General features: G+C 75.0%; 22 protein-coding genes. 13 read left to right on the forward strand and 9 right to left on the reverse strand.

The genetic code is table 11. The features are described 5' to 3' along the window. Nucleotides 1–78 precede the first annotated feature (78 nt). From CBZ_RS00575 to CBZ_RS00585, 3 genes are all read left to right on the forward strand, one after another. Entirely contained in the window at nt 79–648 is a 570-nt protein-coding gene (locus tag CBZ_RS00575; RefSeq protein WP_373862129.1) for a TetR/AcrR family transcriptional regulator, read from the forward strand. A 75-nt stretch (nt 649–723) separates the two neighbouring features. Beyond that, a complete protein-coding gene (locus CBZ_RS00580; RefSeq protein ID WP_130779679.1) occupies nt 724–996 on the forward strand; it encodes a type II toxin-antitoxin system VapB family antitoxin in 273 nt (90 codons plus the stop codon). Next, on the forward strand, nt 993–1,394 hold the full coding sequence (locus CBZ_RS00585) for a type II toxin-antitoxin system VapC family toxin (RefSeq protein ID WP_130779680.1): 402 nt from the start codon (nt 993–995) through the stop codon (nt 1,392–1,394). Before CBZ_RS00580 ends, CBZ_RS00585 begins: the two co-directional genes overlap by 4 nt. A gap of 27 nt (nt 1,395–1,421) precedes the next feature. Here CBZ_RS00585 and CBZ_RS00590 read toward each other — a convergent pair whose 3' ends face one another. Both CBZ_RS00590 and lgt read right to left on the reverse strand, forming a co-directional pair. Continuing rightward, nucleotides 1,422–1,796, reverse strand: a complete 375-nt coding sequence (locus CBZ_RS00590) for a DoxX family protein (RefSeq protein WP_130779681.1) — start codon at nt 1,794–1,796, stop codon at nt 1,422–1,424. A 25-nt stretch (nt 1,797–1,821) separates the two neighbouring features. Beyond that, on the reverse strand, nt 1,822–2,691 hold the full coding sequence (gene lgt, locus CBZ_RS00595) for a prolipoprotein diacylglyceryl transferase (RefSeq protein WP_130779682.1): 870 nt from the start codon (nt 2,689–2,691) through the stop codon (nt 1,822–1,824). A gap of 116 nt (nt 2,692–2,807) precedes the next feature. On the opposite strand from lgt, the gene CBZ_RS00600 reads away from it, so the two are divergent. Then, a complete protein-coding gene (locus CBZ_RS00600; RefSeq protein ID WP_130779683.1) occupies nt 2,808–3,386 on the forward strand; it encodes an ArsR/SmtB family transcription factor in 579 nt (192 codons plus the stop codon). Beyond that, entirely contained in the window at nt 3,383–4,174 is a 792-nt protein-coding gene (locus tag CBZ_RS00605; RefSeq protein ID WP_130779684.1) for an SRPBCC family protein, read from the forward strand. The genes CBZ_RS00600 and CBZ_RS00605 overlap by 4 nt, the downstream gene beginning before the upstream one ends. 19 nt (nt 4,175–4,193) lie before the next feature. Here CBZ_RS00605 and CBZ_RS00610 read toward each other — a convergent pair whose 3' ends face one another. The 4 genes from CBZ_RS00610 to CBZ_RS00625 form a co-directional block, all read right to left on the reverse strand. Beyond that, a complete protein-coding gene (locus CBZ_RS00610) occupies nt 4,194–4,637 on the reverse strand; it encodes a hypothetical protein (protein ID WP_130779685.1) in 444 nt (147 codons plus the stop codon). Between the two features lie 25 nt (nt 4,638–4,662). Further along, the gene (locus tag CBZ_RS00615) at nt 4,663–5,385 is read right to left on the reverse strand and encodes a dienelactone hydrolase family protein (RefSeq protein ID WP_130779686.1); all 723 of its coding nucleotides are present in this window, start codon (nt 5,383–5,385) and stop codon (nt 4,663–4,665) included. Between the two features lie 153 nt (nt 5,386–5,538). Then, the gene (locus CBZ_RS00620; protein WP_130779687.1) at nt 5,539–5,925 is read right to left on the reverse strand and encodes a Rid family detoxifying hydrolase; all 387 of its coding nucleotides are present in this window, start codon (nt 5,923–5,925) and stop codon (nt 5,539–5,541) included. A 44-nt stretch (nt 5,926–5,969) separates the two neighbouring features. Continuing rightward, nucleotides 5,970–6,839: an AraC family transcriptional regulator gene (locus tag CBZ_RS00625; RefSeq protein ID WP_130779688.1), complete on the reverse strand. Its 870-nt coding sequence runs from the start codon at nt 6,837–6,839 to the stop codon at nt 5,970–5,972. 160 nt (nt 6,840–6,999) lie between these two features. Here CBZ_RS00625 and CBZ_RS00630 point away from each other — a divergent pair, with 160 nt between their 5' ends. The 6 genes from CBZ_RS00630 to CBZ_RS00655 all read left to right on the forward strand — a co-directional run bounded on the left by CBZ_RS00630 (nt 7,000) and on the right by CBZ_RS00655 (nt 12,730). Next, on the forward strand, nt 7,000–8,520 hold the full coding sequence (locus tag CBZ_RS00630) for an SDR family NAD(P)-dependent oxidoreductase (RefSeq protein ID WP_130779689.1): 1,521 nt from the start codon (nt 7,000–7,002) through the stop codon (nt 8,518–8,520). A gap of 79 nt (nt 8,521–8,599) precedes the next feature. Next, the gene (locus CBZ_RS00635) at nt 8,600–9,865 is read left to right on the forward strand and encodes an MFS transporter (protein ID WP_130779690.1); all 1,266 of its coding nucleotides are present in this window, start codon (nt 8,600–8,602) and stop codon (nt 9,863–9,865) included. Nucleotides 9,866–9,898: 33 nt separating this feature from the next. Then, on the forward strand, nt 9,899–10,900 hold the full coding sequence (locus tag CBZ_RS00640; protein ID WP_130779691.1) for a DNA polymerase III subunit beta family protein: 1,002 nt from the start codon (nt 9,899–9,901) through the stop codon (nt 10,898–10,900). 38 nt (nt 10,901–10,938) lie between these two features. Beyond that, complete coding sequence (locus CBZ_RS00645) at nt 10,939–11,583, forward strand: maleylpyruvate isomerase family mycothiol-dependent enzyme (protein WP_246012920.1); 645 nt, start codon at nt 10,939–10,941, stop codon at nt 11,581–11,583. Nucleotides 11,584–11,648: 65 nt separating this feature from the next. After that, nucleotides 11,649–12,083, forward strand: a complete 435-nt coding sequence (locus tag CBZ_RS00650; RefSeq protein ID WP_130779693.1) for a VOC family protein — start codon at nt 11,649–11,651, stop codon at nt 12,081–12,083. A 5-nt stretch (nt 12,084–12,088) separates the two neighbouring features. After that, nucleotides 12,089–12,730, forward strand: a complete 642-nt coding sequence (locus CBZ_RS00655; RefSeq protein WP_130779694.1) for a winged helix-turn-helix transcriptional regulator — start codon at nt 12,089–12,091, stop codon at nt 12,728–12,730. 45 nt (nt 12,731–12,775) lie between these two features. On the opposite strand, the gene CBZ_RS00660 is transcribed toward CBZ_RS00655, so the two are convergent. Then, nucleotides 12,776–13,378: a hypothetical protein gene (locus CBZ_RS00660; protein WP_130779695.1), complete on the reverse strand. Its 603-nt coding sequence runs from the start codon at nt 13,376–13,378 to the stop codon at nt 12,776–12,778. Between the two features lie 68 nt (nt 13,379–13,446). Further along, nucleotides 13,447–14,466: a zinc-dependent alcohol dehydrogenase family protein gene (locus tag CBZ_RS00665; RefSeq protein WP_130779704.1), complete on the reverse strand. Its 1,020-nt coding sequence runs from the start codon at nt 14,464–14,466 to the stop codon at nt 13,447–13,449. A 138-nt stretch (nt 14,467–14,604) separates the two neighbouring features. Between CBZ_RS00665 and CBZ_RS00670 the strand changes: the two genes are divergently transcribed. Together CBZ_RS00670 and CBZ_RS00675 are read left to right on the forward strand one after the other, a co-directional pair. Further along, nucleotides 14,605–15,489 carry a helix-turn-helix transcriptional regulator gene (locus tag CBZ_RS00670; protein ID WP_130779696.1) on the forward strand — a complete coding sequence of 295 codons (885 nt, stop codon included), beginning with the start codon at nt 14,605–14,607 and terminating at the stop codon, nt 15,487–15,489. Nucleotides 15,490–15,532: 43 nt separating this feature from the next. Continuing rightward, entirely contained in the window at nt 15,533–16,117 is a 585-nt protein-coding gene (locus tag CBZ_RS00675) for a DapH/DapD/GlmU-related protein (RefSeq protein WP_130779697.1), read from the forward strand. Here CBZ_RS00675 and CBZ_RS00680 read toward each other — a convergent pair. Beyond that, nucleotides 16,080–16,976 (reverse strand): alpha/beta hydrolase, encoded by an 897-nt coding sequence (locus CBZ_RS00680; RefSeq protein WP_130779698.1) that lies wholly within the window; start codon nt 16,974–16,976, stop codon nt 16,080–16,082. The two genes, CBZ_RS00675 and CBZ_RS00680, sit on opposite strands and share 38 nt — an antisense overlap. Nucleotides 16,977–17,194 lie beyond the last annotated feature (218 nt).

A 17,194-nucleotide genomic window follows, 5' to 3' on the forward strand; every position in this document is an offset into this window, starting at 1 on the left:
AACGCACGTTCTCGGCGCAAGGGGCCGGGCGTGAACACCGGGCGACACCCCGGCGGAGGACGGTGGACCATGGTCGACGTGACCGAGCAGACGGACGAGACGCGCGCGCGGATCGTCTCGACCGCCGACGCGCTCTACTACGCCCGCGGCATCAACGCCGTCGGGATGGACGAGGTCCGGACCGCCGCCGGCGTCTCCCTCAAGCGCCTCTACGCCGAGTTCCCCGGCAAGGAGCAGCTCGTCCTCGCCGTCCTCGCGTCGCGGCACCGGCAGTGGGAGGACGGCCTCGCCCGGACCGCCGCCGGGCTCGACGACCCCCGGCAGCGCCTGCTCGCCGTGTTCGACTTCCTCGAGGAGTGGTTCCGGGACGACACCTTCCGCGGCTGCGGCTTCGTCAACGCCTTCGGCGAGCTCGGCGCGACGTCACCCGCCGTCGCCGACGCCGCCCGCGCGCACAAGCAGTCCTTCCAGGACCACGTCGCACGCCTCGCCGTCGAGGCCGGTGCCGACGCGTCGCTCGGTGCGCACCTCGCGCTGCTCGCCGAAGGCGCCCAGACGACCGCCGCGATCTCGGGCCGCGCCGACGCCGCCGGCCAGGCACGCAAGGCCGCCGAGGTCCTGGTCGACGCCGCGCTCGGCCCGCGCTGAGCAGCATGCGGCCCGGCTCCTCCGACGGCGAGGTGGAACGGTAGACACCATCGTATCCCCCGGTAGAATGGCACGGTGTCGTTGAACATCAAGAACGAGCGGACGCACGGGCTCGTCCGTCGCCTCGCGGACCTCACAGGTCAGTCGCAGACCGCCGCCGTCGAGGACGCCGTCGCGCGCAGGCTCGCCGAGGTCGAGGCCCTCGCCTCGGCCGGGCGGATCGACGCGCAGTGGGCCGACGTCGAGCGCCTGCTGGTCGAGTACCGGTCCGAGGTCACGCCGGACGACCGCGCGCGGATCCTCGGCGCCGACGCGGACCTGTACGACGAGCACGGCCTGCCGCGGTGATCGTCGACACGTCGGCGGTCGTCGCGATCCTGCTGGGCGAGCCCGGCGCCGACGACCTCGCCCGCGCGGTCCTCGCCGACCCGCGTCCCCGCATGTCGGCCGCGACCTTCGTCGAGCTGGCCGCGGTCGTCCACCAGAACGGCGCCCCCCAGCAGCGCCGCCGCGTCGACGCGCTGCTCGACCGCCTCGGCGTCGAGGTCGTCGCGATGACGCCCGAGCACGCGCGGATCGCTGCGGAGGCGTACCGCGACTTCGGGCGCGGCAGCGGACACCCGGCGCGGCTGAACCTCGGCGACTGCTTCGCGTACGCGCTCGCGGCGGCGGAGGACGAGCCGCTGCTGTTCGTCGGGGAGGACTTCAGCCGGACCGACCTGCGGCCCGCGGTGCCGTCGAGCTGAGACGTCGACGGCTGGTCGGTGCGCCGGTCAGAAGGCGTACGGCCCGAGCCGCCCCCACGCGACGAAGGCGGCGAGGACGAGCAGCACCGCGTTCGCGACGAGCAGCGGGGTCTCGTGGCGCCGGGCGTGCACGACGATCGCCCCGGCCATGACCAGGACGAGCCCGATCGCCGCGAGCGGGACCAGGACCGGGGCGATCCCGGTGACGGCGGGCAGGATCAGGCCGAGCGCGGCCAGCACCTCCGTCGCGCCGATCGCCTTGATCGTCCCGGCGCCGAAGTCCTCGGTCCAGCCGAGCCCCGACGCGGCGAGCTGCGCCTTGGTGCGCGTGAGCTTGAGCAGTCCCGTCGCGAGGAAGACGGCGGCCAGGAGGCCGGCCACGATCCACAGCACCAGGTCCATCGGTCGTCCCCGTTCGTCGGTGGCGTCACGCCGGGAGGTCGGTCGCGACAGGTTCGCGCCCGGGCACGTACACGGACGGCTCCGGCTCGGGGTGCCGTCGGCCCTGGACGACGACGATCCCGACGCCGAGCGCGACGGCCGCGAGGGCGCCCCAGACGTTGGCGGGAAGCCCGAGCGGCGTGACGCTCGTGGGGTCGATCCGCAGCGCCTCCAGCCACACGCGGGCGGTGCCGTACCAGACGAGGTAGAGGCCGAACGCACGCCCCCACCGCAGCCCGAACCGCTTCTCGAGCCGCAGGATCACGGCGATCCCGACGAGGTTCCACAGCGCCTCGTAGAGGAACAGCGGGTGGAAGAGCGTGCCGTCGGGCAGGTCGGCCGGGAAGGCGGGGTTGCTCGACGGGATCTCCAGCCCCCACGGCAGGGTCGTGGCGCGTCCGAACAGCTCGTGGTTGAACCAGTTGCCGAGTCGGCCGATGGCCTGAGCGAGCAGCATCGCGGGCGCGAGCGCGTCGGCGAACGACCAGAGGCGGATCCCGGCGCGACGGCACCCGATCCACGCCCCGACGGCGCCGCCGAGGAGCGAGCCGAAGACGGCGATCCCGCCCTCCCAGACGTAGAGGACGTGCACGAGGTCGTGGCCGGGCCCGACGTAGTCGCCCCAGTGCGTGAGCACGTGGTAGACCCGCGCGCCGACGATCCCGAGCGGGACGGCCCACATCGCGATGTCGACGACGGCGCCCTCGTGCCCGCCGCGGGCGGTGAGGCGGCGCGACGTGAGCCAGACGGCGGCGACGATGCCGGCGAGCAGGCACAGGGCGTACGCGTGCACGGTCAGGGGGCCGATCGACCACGACGCCCAGGACGGGTCGGGGCTCGGGATGCTGGTGCGCACGCGCGGGACCTCTCCTGTCGACGCCGCTGCTGAGCCTAGGAGCAGAGGGCGCTCGCTCGACGCGGGTTCGCGTCCCACCTCTTGACAACATTTCTTGTCAATGCGACGTTGGTGGCATGCGGGACGTCGAGGTCATCGAGGACGCAGGCGCAGCCGCCGTCGCGCTGGACCCCGTCCGGGCCCGGCTGCTCGGCGAGCTGGCCGTCCCGGCCTCCGCCGCCGGGCTCGCCGCCCGGGTCGGCATCACCCGCCAGAAGGTCAACTACCACCTCAAGGCGCTCGAGGCGCACGGCCTCGTGGAGCTCGCCGAGGAGCGCCGGCACGGCGGCCTGACCGAGCGGGTGCTGCGGGCGTCGGCCGCGTCGTACGTCGTGTCGCCCGCCGTCGTCAGCGCGTCCGCGGCCGACCCCGGCGCCCGCGCCGACCACCTGTCGGCGGGCTACCTGGTCGCGCTCGCCGGACGGCTCGTCCGCGAGGTCGGCGCCCTGGCCCGCCGGGCCGGCGCGTCCGGCGGGCGGCTGCCGACGCTGACCATCGACACGCAGATCGGCTTCCGTTCCGCCGCCGACCGGGCGGCCTTCGCCGACGACCTCACCGCGGCGGTGCTCGACCTGGCCGCCCGCTACCACCACGACGACGGGCGACCGCACCGGCTCGTCGTCGCCGCGCACCCCGTCCCTGAGGAGATGCCATGAGCACCGCCACGAACGTCCCGTACCGCCTGGAGTTCAGCGTCGAGGTCCCCGGAACGCCCGAGCAGGTCTGGCAGGCCGTCGCGACCGCGACGGGCATGAGCGCCTGGTTCCTGCCGACCCGGCTCGAGGAGCGCGAGGGCGGGACCCTGCACTTCTCGATGGGCCCGGAGATGGGCTCGGACGGGCACGTCACCCGGTGGGACCCGCCCCACCGCATCGAGTACGAGGAGGACTGGGCCGCCCTCATGGGCAAGGACCCGGACACCCTCAGCCCGCTGACCTCGGAGTTCGTCGTCGAGGCGCAGTCCGGCGGGACGTGCGTCGTGCGCGTCACCACGAGCGGCTTCGGGACGGGCGCCGACTGGGAGGCGCCGTGGTGGGACAGCATGGGCCCCGCGTGGCTGCAGTACTTCGACAACCTGCGGCTCTACGTCGCGCACTTCCCGGGCCAGGAGGCGACGCAGATGGAGGTCACCGCCGTGGTCCCGGGCGACACGCCGAGGCTCTGGTCCGCCCTGCACGACGCGCTCGGGCTCGGCGAGGAGGGCACGGCGGTCGACGCCCGCGGCGTCACCGGCACCGTCGAGCGGGTCGGCGTGCGCCACGCGCTGGTCCGGCTCACCGCGCCCGTGCCCGGGATGCTCAGCGCCTTCGTGCACGACATGGGCGACGGCACGGCCGCGGTCGGCGTGCGGGCGTACCTGTTCTCCGCCGACGCCGCCGACTACGTCCGGCGCGAGGAGCCGGCCTGGCAGGCCTGGCTGCAGGGCCTGTCGGTCTCGGCCTGACCTTCGACGACGTCAGGCGTCAGGCGGTGCGCAGGACCAGCAAGAACTGCCCGCCACCCGGCTCGACGTCCGTCGTGACCGCCAGGTCCGGGGCGAGCCGCGAGAGCCGGTCGACCAGCCACGCGGCAGCCTGGTCGGCGTCCGCACGGCTCGGGCAGCGCGCGACGACCTCACGCCCCCGCTTGCGCCCCAGGCGCTCCACGGTCGGGACGATCGGCGCCGGGTCGACGACGAACAGGTCGGGCGACCACGGCACGACCGGCGTCACCGCACCCTTGCGGGTGTTGCAGGCCCGGTGCGCGAGCCGCTCGCTGCCCGCCGCCGGCTTCTTCGACTTCCCGGCGGCGCCGAGGTCGACGCTGGGGCCGCGGTCCGAGTTGACCGAGGCGTCGGGGTCGACCGGCTCGTCGCACAGCCAGCACCGCCACGCGTCCCGCTCGCCGACCTCGTTCAGGTTGCTCATGCGCGCACCGTAACCGTCGCCGCCCTCAGCGCAGGTGCCGGTCGAAGAAACGGCCCTGGTCCTGCGCCTCGAACCACGGGGTGCCGAGGTGCCCGCCCGGGTTCGCGTGCAGCGTCTTCTGGGTGCTGCCGAACGCGTCGAACAGGTCCAGCGCCCGCTCGCGCGGGTTCCCCTCGTCGTCCCACTGCAGCAGGAGCAGCAGCGGCGCGGTGACCTGCCGGGCCTCCTCGCGCTGGGCCTGAGGCACGTAGCCCCCGGCGAACAGGCCGAGGGCCGCGATGCGCGGCTCGCTCACCGCCAGCCGGATGCCGACGGCCGCCCACCCGGAGTACCCGACCGGGCCGTCGACCTCGGGCAGCGCGAGCAGGGCGTCGAGCGCGGTCCGCCAGTCCGGGACGGCCTGCTCGACCAGCGGGCCGATGAAGGTCTCGAAGACCTCGTCGCTCGGCCCGCCGGACTGCATCGCGCGGCGGAACTCGGCGCGCGCGTGCTCCTGCGCGGCCGACCGGGGACGGTCCCCGCACCCGGCGGCGTCGACGGACGCCACCGCGTAGCCGAGCTCGGCGGCGTGGAACCGGGCCCGCGCGACGAGCCGCGCGTCGGTCCGGGGCAGGCCGTTGTTGTGGGCCATGAGGAGCAGGGGTGCGGGCGTGGACGCGGGCGTCCACAGCGTGCCGGGGATCTCGCCGACGGTGAAGTCGCGTTCGAGGACGCCGTCGTCGTGGAGGTGCTCGGAGGTGAGGTGCATGGTCGTGCCTTTCGGGAGCGCTGCAGGGTGGCGCTCCCGGACGACCTAGCGTCCGACCGTGACCCCGGAGGGGAGCACCCAGGTCGACATCGAGCTCACGGGTCCCACCTCCTTCTTCTCTCGCACGGTGCCCACGACCCTAGCAGCGGGCGTTCACGCCCCGATCGCGGCGACGGCCTCGATCTCGACCCGCGCACCGAGCGGCAGCCCCGCGACCGCGACCGTCGTGCGCGCCGGGAACGGCTCGGTGAACGCCTCCGCGTACGCCGCGTTCATCGCCGCGAAGTCGTCCATCGACGTGAGGTAGACGTTCACCTTCACGACGTCGGCCAGGGTCCCGCCCGCGGCCCGCAGGACCGCCTCGAGGTTGTCGAGGACGCGCCGCGTCTGCACCGTGACGTCCCCGTCGACCAGGCGGCCGGTCGCGGGGTCGATGGGCGTCTGGCCGGACAGGAACAGCGGTCCACCGCCGGTCGCGGCGTGCGAGTAGGGGCCGATCGCGGCGGGAGCGGCGGCAGCGGTGACGGTCGACCGAGTCATGCCTCCCATGCTGCCAGCGCCCCGCCCCCCGACGCGGGTACGCGTCAGTCGGCCTCGACCGGCAGCCAGAGCTCGACCGTCGCGGTGCTGAAGTCGTCCGCGCGGTCGACGACCGCGACCACCTCGGGGCCGGGCCGCAGGCGCCACGGGTTCGACGGGAACCACTCGGTCGCGGTCGCGGCCCACACCGTCTGCAGGGTCTGCGGGTACGGGCCGGAGGCGCGGAACACGGCCCACGTGCCGGCGTCCACGTCGAGGACGTCGAGGTCGCCCGGGACCTCCGCCGAGTCGCTGACGGCGACGCCGTGCAGGTAGGTCAGGTCGGTGCCTTCCCGGCGGTCGGGGTCGAGGTCGGCGCTGACGGCGAGCAGGCCGTGCGGCTCGGCGTCGCCCAGGTCCTTGAGACGCTGGTGCTCCTGCGGCGGCAGCGACGTGACGTGCTGCTGGATCGCGGCGTTGACGCCCTCGTGGACGAGCGGGACGCGGGCGGCGTGCCCGACGAGGCGGAACGCGGGGCGGGTGACGAGTCGGACGTCCATGGGGCTTGCTCCTTCGACGGTCAGGCGGAACCTGAGGGTGGGCTGGCTGCGGAAGGGCCCTCCGTCGCGCCGGGCCTGACCCGGGCTCACGCCGTGCACCGACTGGAACGCCCGGCCGAACGCCTCGGCCGAGCCGTACCCGTACCGGACGGCGACGCCCAGCAGGTCGTCGGACCCGCGCAGGACGTCGGCCGCCGCGACCGTCATCCGCCGGCGGCGCACGTACTCCGAGAGCGGCATCCCGGCCAGCGTGGAGAACATGCGGCGCAGGTGGTACTCGGTCGTGCCGAGCGCGGCGGCGAGACGGTCGACGTCGAGGTCCTCGGTGAGGCTCTCCTCGACGAGGTCCACGAGCCGGTTGAGCCAGGCGATCACGGTGCTCCCTTCCGCCGTCCACCCTGACGTCCGCGGGTGCCGCGGGACCCGATCATCGCGGTCCGTCGTGATCAGGTGCGTCGCCGTCGCGGCGGGTTGCGTACCATCTTCCGGGCGCGCGAGACCGCGACGGCCCTCCCCCCGCAGGACGGAACGGCGCATGAGCGCGCAGACGACCACGCCGGTGCAGCACCCCGGCGACACCCCCGACGACTCGGCCACCGAGGCCCCCGGGGTCTCCTCCGCCGACTTCGCAGCGTTCCTGCGGGTCGTCGACCAGGTCGCCGTGCTGCCCCAGACGCACCCGCAGCACGCGGCCGCCCGGCGTGCGGCGTCGGCGCTCTTCAAGGCGGCGAAGAAGCACCGCCGGGACGAGAAGCGGCGCCTGGTCGCGGAGGCCGACGCGGCGGTCGTCGCGGCGACCGCGACCGGGAGCCCGGGGCGGATCGACGACGAGACGAACGGCGTGGCGCTGACGTCCGCGGCGACCGGCGCGACCGCCGGGGTGCTGCTGCGCGCGCGGGCCTGCTACGTCTGCAAGGACGACTACACGGTCGTCGACGCGTTCTACCACCAGCTCTGCCCGGACTGCGCGGCGCTGCACCACGCGAAGCGTGACGCCCGCACGGACCTCACGGGTCGCCGGGCGCTGCTCACGGGCGGCCGCGCGAAGATCGGGATGTACATCGCGCTGCGGCTGCTGCGCGACGGCGCGGACCTGACGATCACGACCCGGTTCCCGCGCGACGCGGTCCGCCGGTTCAGCGCGATGGAGGACGCGGGCGACTGGCTGCACCGGCTGCACGTCGTCGGCATCGACCTGCGCGACCCGGCGCAGGTCGTGTCGCTCGCGGACCACGTCGCCGCGCAGGGCCCGCTGGACGTCCTCATCAACAACGCCGCGCAGACCGTGCGCCGCTCGCCCGGGGCGTACTCGCGCCTCGCAGACGCCGAGCAGGCGCCGCTGCCCGCCGAGGCGGACCGGATGATCACGACGTTCGGGCACACGAGCGACGCGCACCCGCGCGCCCTCGCCGGGTCGGTCAGCGAGCTGTCCAGCCCGTCGCTCGCCATCGAGCGCGCGGCGCACGCCGCCGACGACCTCGTCGCGCAGTCGCTCACCGCGCAGGCCGCGAGCCTGGAGCGGCTCGTCGCGGGCACGTCGATCGACGCCGGCGGGCTCATCCCCGACGTCGCGACGACGAACAGCTGGGTCGCGACCGTCGACGAGGTCGACCCGATGGAGCTCCTCGAGGTCCAGCTCTGCAACCAGACGGCGCCGTTCCTGCTGGTCAGCCGCCTGCGCCCCGCGCTGGCCGCGTCGCCCGCGCGGCGCACGTACATCGTCAACGTGTCCGCGATGGAGGGCGTGTTCTCCCGTGGGTACAAGGGTCCGGGGCACCCGCACACGAACATGAGCAAGGCCGCGCTCAACATGCTGACGCGCACGAGCGCGGCGGAGATGCTGACCGACGGCATCCTCATGACGGCCGTCGACACCGGGTGGATCACCGACGAGCGCCCGCACCACACGAAGGTGCGGCTCGCCGAGGAGGGCTTCCACGCGCCGCTCGACCTGGTCGACGGGGCGGCACGGGTCTACGACCCGATCGTGCGCGGCGAGGCCGGCGAGGACCTGTACGGCTGCTTCCTCAAGGACTACGTCCGCTCGCAGTGGTGACCCGCCCGCGGTAGCCGCTGCCGTGCGGGGCTCCGCACGGCGTTGACCCTCGACCGGGTCGAGACGCGAGCGTGCCGCCATGCCCCTCGTCGACGCCCCTGCCCTGGCGCTCCCCCGCCCCTACCTCGTCTGGCTGTCCGGTACCACGATCGCGCGGCTCGGCGATGCCGTGCTGACCTTCGCGCTCGGCTGGGCGGCGTCGGGTCACGGCGGGACGACGGCGGCGCTCGTCCTCGGCGTCGGCGCCCTGCCCCGCGTCATCCTCCTGGTCGTCGGCGGTGCGGTTGCCGATCACCTCGGTGCGCGACGCCTCCTCCTCGCCGGGGAGTCGGCCCTCCTCGTGCTCACGGTCGCGCTCGCCGCCGCGCTCGCACGACTCGGCGCCCCGACGTGGCTCCTCCTCGCGTCGTCTCTGGCGCTCGGCACGGTGTCCGCGTTCTGCCTGCCGGCCACCGGCTCCATGCCACGTCGGCTGGTCCCGGACGACCAGCTCTCCCGTGCGCTCGCCGTGCGCCAGGGTCTGGGTCAGGCGGTGCTGCTGACCGCCGCGCCGCTCGGCGGTGCCCTGGTCGGCGGGTTCGGCCTCGCGGCGGTCGCCTGGGGAGACGCGGTCCTGCTCGGCATCGGGCTGTGCGTCCTGGTCGCCGTGCGGGAGCGGTCCGGCCCTGTGGAGTCCGCCGCTGCGGACAGGCGGCGGCTCGACCTCGTCGGCGGGCTGCGGGTCGTCGCCCAGGTCCCCAGGCTGCGCGGTGCGCTCGTCCTCGTGGGGGCTGCTGCGGCTCTCATGGTGCCCGTCCCGTCGCTGCTCGTCCCCTTGCTGGGCCGGGCGGCCGGCTGGGGGCCGGTCGAGACGGGCGCGGTCGCCGGCGCGGTCGGGGGCGGGGTCATCGGTGCGGCCTGGTTCGCGGCTCGGCGTCGGGCTCGCGCCCACGCGGGCCTGCGCGGTGCGCTCGTCATGAGTGCGGCCGGGGCTGCGGTCCTCGCAGCCGGGCCGACGGCAGGCAGCCCGTCGGCCGTCGCCGTCTCGGTCGTCGGCGCGCTGGCGTTCGGGGTGGGGAACGGCGTGGTCGTCTCCCGGCTGGCGCCAGTCGTCCTCGGCAGTGCCCCGCGGACGCACCTCGCCCGCGTGCAGGCGCTCGTCGGGCTGGTCCAGGTGGTGCCCGTGATGGTCACGAGCGCCGCGCTCGGCGCACTCGCGGAGCGCACGTCGACGCCGTGGGCCCTCGGGGTGACCGCAGCGGGCCTGGCCTCCCTCGGGATCTGGTCCGCAGGTGCGCCGGGGAGCGCGGCGACGTCCGCGAAGGGCGTGGGTGGCGCGCCTGACGAGGTGACCGCCCGGGCTTGACCCTCACGCCGGTCGAGGGTTCACAGTGGCCCCGTGAACGACGACCTGCTCAGCATCGGGGCCTTCGCTCGCGTCGGCGACCTTCCCGTCACCGCGCTGCGGTTCTACGACGCCGCCGGGGTGCTGCGACCCGCGCACGTCGACCCGGTGACCGGGTACCGCCGGTACACCTCGTCGCAGGTCCACACGGCCCTGCTGATCGCCCGCCTGCGCCGGGCCGGGCTGCCGGTCGCCGACCTCGTCGCCGTCCTCACGGCACCCGACGACGCGCACGAGGTCCTCGCCCGGCACCGTCGGCGACTCGAGGAGGACCTGGTCGCGGCGTCCTCGCACCTCGACGCGGCCACGGACCTCCTGGCGGGACCCGCCCGCGGCACCGTCATCACCGCCGAGCTCGTCGCGGCCGTCGCGGCGGTCCGCCACGCGGTCGGCGCCACACCCGCCTGGCCGGGGCTGGCCGGAGTGCTGCTCCACCTCGACGGGGCCACGCTCCGGCTCGTCGGCTGCGACGGCTTCCGTATCGCGGTCGCGACCGTCCCTGTCCGGGAACGCTCCGGGCCGAGCGCCAGGGTCGTCGCGCCCCTCGCCCTGCTCGACGGGCTGGAGTCCGCCTCGCCGCCCGCGTCCGGTCCGGTCGTGCTCGGCCCCGACGTGCTGGACGTCCTCGGAGTCCGGGGGCAGCCGCTCGTCGCGGCGTACCCCGCCTACGAGCGGCTGCTGCGGGCCGGCGGGTCACGCGGTGTGACCGTGGCGACCGACCTGCTGGTGGCGACCGCCACCGAGGCCGCCGACGTCGTGGTCGTGCGTCTCGACGGGGGCGAGGTGGAGCTGTCCGAGCCGCGGGTCGGTGACGCCCTCGGCTTCTCGCGGACGTTCCTGCTCGACGCCGTCCGTGCGGCACGTGCCGAGCACGTCGCCCTGACCCTCGACGAGCGGTCCGCGCTCAACGTCTCCCCGGCAGACCGCCCACATGACGTCGGGCTGGTGATGCCGATCCGCCTGCACCCTCCGTCCGTCGGGGCGGTCGGCGCATGATCGCCCCGGTGTCCGGGGCTGCTGGCAGGCTCTCGCCCATGAGCCGCGACCATGACCCCCTGTGGACCGCCGTGCACGCCGAGCGAGCGGCGCTCGCGGACGACCTGGCGACGCTGACCGACGACCGGTGGGCGCAGCCGTCGCTGTGCGCGGGGTGGTCGGTGCAGGACGTCGTCGCGCACCTCACGGCGGGGGCGAGCCACGGCCGGGCCGCGTGGTTCCGGAGCGTCGTGGGGGCGCGGTTCGACTTCGCGGCGCACAACGACCGGCGTCTCGCGGAGCAGCGCGGTGCCGGCCCGGCGGAGACGCTGGCGCGCTTCCGGTCGGTCGTCGCGAGCACGACGGCGCCGCCGGGGCCGGTCGCGGCGTGGCTGGGCGAGGTCGTGGTGCACGGCCAGGACGTCCGCCGCCCGCTGGGGCTGACGGGCGCCCCGCCGGTGGACGTGGTGACGCACGTGGCCGAGCTGTTCGTGGGTCGGGACGTCACGGTCGACGGCCGGGCGGCGATCCGGGGGCTGCGGGTCGAGGCGACGGACGGGCCGTTCCGGGCCGGTGACGCGGACGGGGACGTCGTCCGCGGGTCGACGCTCGCGCTGACGATGGCGGTCGCGGGCCGGGCCGCGTTCTGCGACGACCTGTCCGGCCCGGGCGTCGCCACGCTCCGTGCGCGCTGCGGGTCTTGACGCCCCACTTGTTTTTTGCAAGCGTGGCTCCTGTCAGCAGTCCGGAGCACACGAGGGAGCGCACCATGACCGCGATGTTCGTCAACCTGCCCGTGACCGACCTGGAGCGCGCCAAGGCCTTCTACACGGCGCTCGGGTTCACCATCAACCCGCTCTTCACCGACCACAACGCGGCCTGCGTCGTCGTCGAGGAGGACCACAGCGCGTTCATGCTGCTCACCCGCGAGTACTTCCAGACCTTCACCGACCTGCCCCTCGGTGACCCCGCGGTCAGCCCGTCGGTGTCGACCGCCGTCTTCCTCGACAGCCGGGACAGCGTCGACGCGACCGTCGCCGCCGGCCTCGTCGCGGGTGGCGCCGAGCCGCGCCCCGCGTCCGACTACGGCTTCATGTACCAGCGCGGGCTCACCGACCCCGACGGCAACGTCCTCGAGTTCGGCTGGATGGACCCGAGTGCCGCCGAGCAGGGGCCCGAGGCCTTCGCGAGCCAGCAGGCCTGAGGCCGATGGCCGCACGCGACTACGGGCAGTACTGCGGGATCACCCGCGCCCTCGAGCTCGTCGGCGAGCGCTGGGCCCTGCTCATCGTCCGCGACCTGCTCGTCGGGCCGCGCCGCTACGGCGAGCTCGCCGCGGGCCTCCCCCGCATCCCGAGCAACATCCTCGCGGCGCGGCTCAAGGAGCTGCAGGAGGCCGGCATCCTGCGCCGTGCGCCGCGCTCGCGCGTCATCGTCTACGAGCTGACGCCCTACGGCCGCGAGCTCGAGCCCGTCGTGCTCGCGCTCGGTGCCTGGGGCTTCAAGGCGATGGGCGACCCGCGCGAGGAGCAGGTCCTCACGCCCGACGCGCTCGCCATCACCCTGCGGACCGCCTTCCGGCCGCAGGTCGCGGCGGACCTGCCCGCGACCGCCTACGCGGCGCACCTCGGCCCGACGGGGCTGCTCGTCCGGGTCGACGGGCCGTCGCTCGTCGTGACGCGCGGCGACGGGCCGGCCGACCTCGCGTTCGCCGCCGGACCGTCGATCCACCGGCTCATCTCCGGCGAGCTCGCGCCGGGCCGCGCCATCGAGACGGGCGTCGTCGAGGTGCTGCGCGGGCGCGGCGACCTGCTCGACCGCTTCGCGACGACGTTCCACCTGGCCGCCTGACCCGGTGACGCCGCCGCGACACGCTCGGGCTCCGCGCTCTCGGTGTCACCCACCCTGCGCCGGCGGGTCGACCGGGGCGCCCTCGCCGAACGGCGGCAGGTCGCCCCGCTCGACCGGTGCGCCGGGTGTCGGCAGGTCGACGACGAGCGCGTCGAGCTCGTCCGCGCGCGGCACCCGGACAGCCTCGCCCGCGGCGCGCAAGGTCGCGGCGTCAGCCCCGTCGCCCTCGAGCAGGACGTGCACGACGGGCGCGTCGCCGCGCTGGACCCCGCACCGCAGGACGGAGCCCGCGGAGTCGGGCAGGTCGGCGCACGGCACCGCCGACGGGTCGGCGGTCCGTCCCGTCGTCAGCACCACCGTGCCGGTCGCGTCGCCGCCGAGCCGCACGTAGATCGCCGACATGCCGTCGTCGCCGACCACCCCGACGGACTGCGTCGCGAGGTCGAACCCGACGACGTCGGTGACGTACACGAGCTCCGGCGCGATCCCGGCCGGCCGGACCCGCGCCGCGATGACGGCGGGGTCGGCCGGGCCGGTGGACGTCGGCGTCGCGGTCGCCGAGCCGGCACGGCCCGCACACCCCCCGAGCGCGACCACCGCCGACACCACCAGGGCAGGGACGACGACGGCACGCCGGGAGCGGGTCACGAGGGGAACCTATCGCCGGGGTCGCGGCGCGGCCCGGGCGAACCAGGGCCGCGCCGGCGCACCGCCGGTCAGAACGTCAGCAGGACCTTCGTGGCGCGGCGCTCGTCCATCGCCCGGTAGCCCTCGGCGGCCTGCTCGACCGGCAGGGTGAGGTCGAAGACCTTGCCCGGGTCGATCTCGCGGTCCCAGATGAGCTTGATGAGCTCAGGCAGGAAGCGGCGCACGGGCGCGGGCCCGCCGTGCAGGTGGACGCCGGAGAAGAACATCTCCTCCCCGGGCAGCGCGACGTCGTGCGCGACACCGACGTACCCGACGTGCCCGCCGGCTCGGGTGGCGCGGATGGCCTGCATCATCGACTCCTGCGTGCCGACGGCCTCGATGGTCGAGTGCGCGCCGAGGCCGCCGGTGAGCTCCTTGATGCGGGCGACGCCCGCGTCGCCGCGCTCCTCGACGACGTCGGTCGCCCCGAAGTCACGGGCCAGGGCCTGGCGGTCGGCGTGGCGGGACATCGCGATGATCCGCTCCGCGCCGAGCTGCTTCGCGGCGAGCACCCCGAGCAGGCCGACGGCGCCGTCCCCGACGACCGCGACGGTCTTGCCCGGACCGACCTCGGCGGCGACGGCCGCGAACCAACCGGTGCCGAGGACGTCGGACGCCGCGAGCAGCGACGGGACCAGGTCGGGGTCGGGCGTGCCGGGCGTCGCGACGAGCGTGCCGTCGGCGAGCGGGATGCGGGCGTACTCGGCCTGGGCGCCGGGCTGGGCGCCGGGCTGCCGGTGCACGCAGTGCGTCTGGTAGCCGGCCCGGCAGATCTCGCAGGTGTTGTCGGACGCGAAGAACGACCCGACGACGAAGTCGCCGACCTGCACGTTCTCGACGGCCGAGCCGACCTCGTCGACGACGCCCACGTACTCGTGGCCCATCGGCTGGTGGTCGACGTGGTCGGTGCCGCGGTAGGGCCACAGGTCGGACCCGCAGATGCAGGTCGCGGCGAGCCGGACGATCGCGTCGGTCGGCTCGACGATCGTCGGGCGGGGGGTGCGGTCGACGCGGACGTCGCCGGACGCGTACATGACGACGGCCCGCATGGTGTTCTCTCGTTCGCTCATGACCTCCACGGAACAGGACCGCCGGAGCGACGGGGAGTCCCTGTCGAGCGGTGTACCCGCGGTACACCCCTCGCCGTGGCCTCCCTCGCGGGCGCCGACCGGCCTACCGTCGGGAGCATGGACAACCGGGCGGACGTGCGCGAGTTCCTCATGTCGCGGCGCGCGAAGGTGAGCCCCGAGGCGGCGGGTGTCGTCGGCGGGGCGAACAGGCGCGTGCCGGGGCTGCGGCGCAGCGAGGTCGCGATCCTCGCCGGGGTGAGCGTCGAGTACTACGCGAAGCTCGAGCGGGGCGCGATCGGCGGGGCGTCGGCGTCGGTCCTGGACGCCGTCGCGCGGGCGCTGCAGCTCGACGACACCGAGCGTGCGCACCTGTTCGACCTGGCCCGCGCGGCCGACGGCGTCCCGTCGTCGGGCCGGCCCCGCCGCCGGACGGCACGGTCGTCGGCACCCCGGCCAGGCCTGCAGTGGGCGCTGTCCGCGATCACGGACGGTGTCGCGTTCGTGCGCGACCAGCGTCAGGACCTGCTCGCGACCAACGCGCTGGGGCGGGCGTTCTACTCGCCCGTCATCGGCGACGGCGGCCGCACCCCGAACCTCGCCCGGTTCCAGTTCCTCGACCCCGTGGCACGCGACTTCTACCCGGACTGGGACCTGTTCGCGGAGATGTGTGTCGCGATCATGCGCGCCGAGGCCGGCCGGGACCCGCACGACAAGGGCCTGCAGGACCTCGTCGGCGAGCTCTCCACCCGGAGCGAGACGTTCCGCCGGCTGTGGGGCGCGCACGACGTCCGGACGCACGGGTCCGGCACCAAGCGGTTCCACCACCCCGTGGTCGGCGACCTGACCCTGGCCTACGAGGAGCTCGCGATCACCGCCGAGCCCGGTCAGGTGCTGCTCGTCTACACCGCCGAGCCGGGGTCGCCGTCGGCCGAGCGCCTGCGCCTGCTCGCGTCGTGGGCGGCCGACCCGGTCACCACCGACGCACCGCCGGTCGCCGGATGACTGCCGGCGGCTGCCGCGCGCACGACCACGGACGGGAGCGGTGATGGACCTGCAGGACTTCCTCGACCACGTGCGCCGGGGCGCGGTCATCGAGGCCGGCTCCCCTCAGCACGCCTTCCTCCACGAGGCCGCCCAGGAGGCGCTGCGGGTGACCGCCGAGCTCAACACCGGCTTCCGGACGCCCGACGAGGTCCGCGCCCTGCTGGCCCGGCTGACCGGCCGGCCCGTCGACCCGTCCGTCGCCCTCTTCCCCCCGTTCCACTGCGAGTTCGGCAAGAACCTCACGCTCGGCACGGACGTGTTCGTCAACATGGGCTGCCGGTTCCAGGACGCCGGGGGCATCACGATCGGCGACGGGACGCTCGTCGGCCACGGCTGCACGATCGTCACGCTCAACCACGCGATGGACCCGGCACGGCGCGGCGACATGGTCCCCGCACCGGTCGTCATCGGCCGCTCGGTGTGGCTCGGTGCCGCCGTGACCGTCGTCCCCGGCGTGACGATCGGCGACGGCGCGGTCGTCGGCGCGGGGGCGGTCGTCACGAAAGACGTCCCCGCCGACACCGTCGTCGCGGGCGTCCCGGCCCGCGTCATCCGGCCGACGGGGTTCCGGTCCTCGGAGGCGTGATCGGCGCGGCCGCCGCCGCCACCCCGCCCAGCGCCCACCGCAGCGCGTCGGGGAGCAGCACGCCCCCGTGGTTCGGGCTGTGCCCGCCGTCGCCGACGACGAGCCGCAGGTCGTACCCCGCCTCGGCCAGCGCGGCGGCCACCCGCAGGTTCTCCGCGAACCAGTTCCGCGTCGGCGCGTCCCAGCCGAGGTCCCGGTGCGCCGCCTGCAGGAACACCCGCAGCGGCTTGCGGTCCGCGCGCGCGACGAGGTCCGGGTACGGGTTGCCCCCGGGCATCTGCGCGAAGCTCGACAGGTACGCGACGACCCGCCGGAACCGGTCGGGGCGCAGCCAGGCAGCCGTGAACGCCGCGTTGCCGCCGCTGCTCCCGCCGCAGACCACCCACCGCTCGGGGTCGTCCGTGACCGCGTACGGCGCGGTGACGAGCGGGACGACCTCGTCGAGCAGGAACGTCACGTAGCGGTCGTCGAAGGCGTCGTACTCGACGTTGCGGTTCTTCGGCCGGGGGCTCCCGACGACGACCCCCGGGTCGACGAAGACGCCGATCGTGCACGGGATCTCGCCGCGGTGCACGAGGTTGTCGAGGACGACCCCGCCCCGCACCTCACCCGCGGGGTCGAGGTACCACCAGCCGTCGTTGACGACCAGCAGCGCCGCCGGGACGGATGCGTCGCACCCCGCGGGGACGTGGACCCAGACCTTCCGCGACGTCCCCGGGTAGATCGCGCTGGTCGTCAGCGTCACCTCGGTCGTCTTCCCGGCCGGGACGTCCGGCCGGCGCTCGGAGTCGGGGCCGTGGGCGTACCGGACGTCCGCGAGGTCGAGCGGGAGCGGGCGGTACGGCACGGGCGCGGTCACGGCCGTGACTCTGCCGGACCGGTCAGGCCACCGGCACGGTGATTCACCGGGACGCCGTGCGGACGGGCCGACCGGCCGGACGTTCACCCGCAGGTTGCTCCCGGTGGACCACCGCTCGGCCAACCGGGCGAACCAGGGCGAATCCGGCATCGGCCAGGCCGCAGTGACGGCACACTCGACGTCGACGCACCTCCGCGCCCCCTCGACGCCCCCCCCCC

The sequence above is a fragment of the Cellulomonas biazotea genome, assembly GCF_004306155.1.
In the GTDB taxonomy this organism is placed as follows: Bacteria; Actinomycetota; Actinomycetes; order Actinomycetales; family Cellulomonadaceae; genus Cellulomonas; species Cellulomonas biazotea.

Bases quoted from the DNA above. Each gene is read 5' to 3' on its own strand.
- CBZ_RS00645 (WP_246012920.1), top strand. From the start codon at position 10,939: ATGAGCCGCGACCATGACCCCCTGTGGACCGCCGTGCACGCCGAGCGA.
- CBZ_RS00630 (WP_130779689.1), top strand. From the start codon at position 7,000: ATGAGCGCGCAGACGACCACGCCGGTGCAGCACCCCGGCGACACCCCC.
- CBZ_RS00675 (WP_130779697.1), top strand. From the start codon at position 15,533: ATGGACCTGCAGGACTTCCTCGACCACGTGCGCCGGGGCGCGGTCATC.
- CBZ_RS00620 (WP_130779687.1), bottom strand. From the start codon at position 5,925: ATGACTCGGTCGACCGTCACCGCTGCCGCCGCTCCCGCCGCGATCGGC.
- CBZ_RS00610 (WP_130779685.1), bottom strand. From the start codon at position 4,637: ATGAGCAACCTGAACGAGGTCGGCGAGCGGGACGCGTGGCGGTGCTGG.
- CBZ_RS00665 (WP_130779704.1), bottom strand. From the start codon at position 14,466: ATGCGGGCCGTCGTCATGTACGCGTCCGGCGACGTCCGCGTCGACCGC.
- CBZ_RS00650 (WP_130779693.1), top strand. From the start codon at position 11,649: ATGACCGCGATGTTCGTCAACCTGCCCGTGACCGACCTGGAGCGCGCC.
- CBZ_RS00655 (WP_130779694.1), top strand. From the start codon at position 12,089: ATGGCCGCACGCGACTACGGGCAGTACTGCGGGATCACCCGCGCCCTC.
- CBZ_RS00635 (WP_130779690.1), top strand. From the start codon at position 8,600: ATGCCCCTCGTCGACGCCCCTGCCCTGGCGCTCCCCCGCCCCTACCTC.
- CBZ_RS00605 (WP_130779684.1), top strand. From the start codon at position 3,383: ATGAGCACCGCCACGAACGTCCCGTACCGCCTGGAGTTCAGCGTCGAG.
- CBZ_RS00590 (WP_130779681.1), bottom strand. From the start codon at position 1,796: ATGGACCTGGTGCTGTGGATCGTGGCCGGCCTCCTGGCCGCCGTCTTC.
- CBZ_RS00600 (WP_130779683.1), top strand. From the start codon at position 2,808: ATGCGGGACGTCGAGGTCATCGAGGACGCAGGCGCAGCCGCCGTCGCG.
- CBZ_RS00670 (WP_130779696.1), top strand. From the start codon at position 14,605: ATGGACAACCGGGCGGACGTGCGCGAGTTCCTCATGTCGCGGCGCGCG.
- CBZ_RS00615 (WP_130779686.1), bottom strand. From the start codon at position 5,385: ATGCACCTCACCTCCGAGCACCTCCACGACGACGGCGTCCTCGAACGC.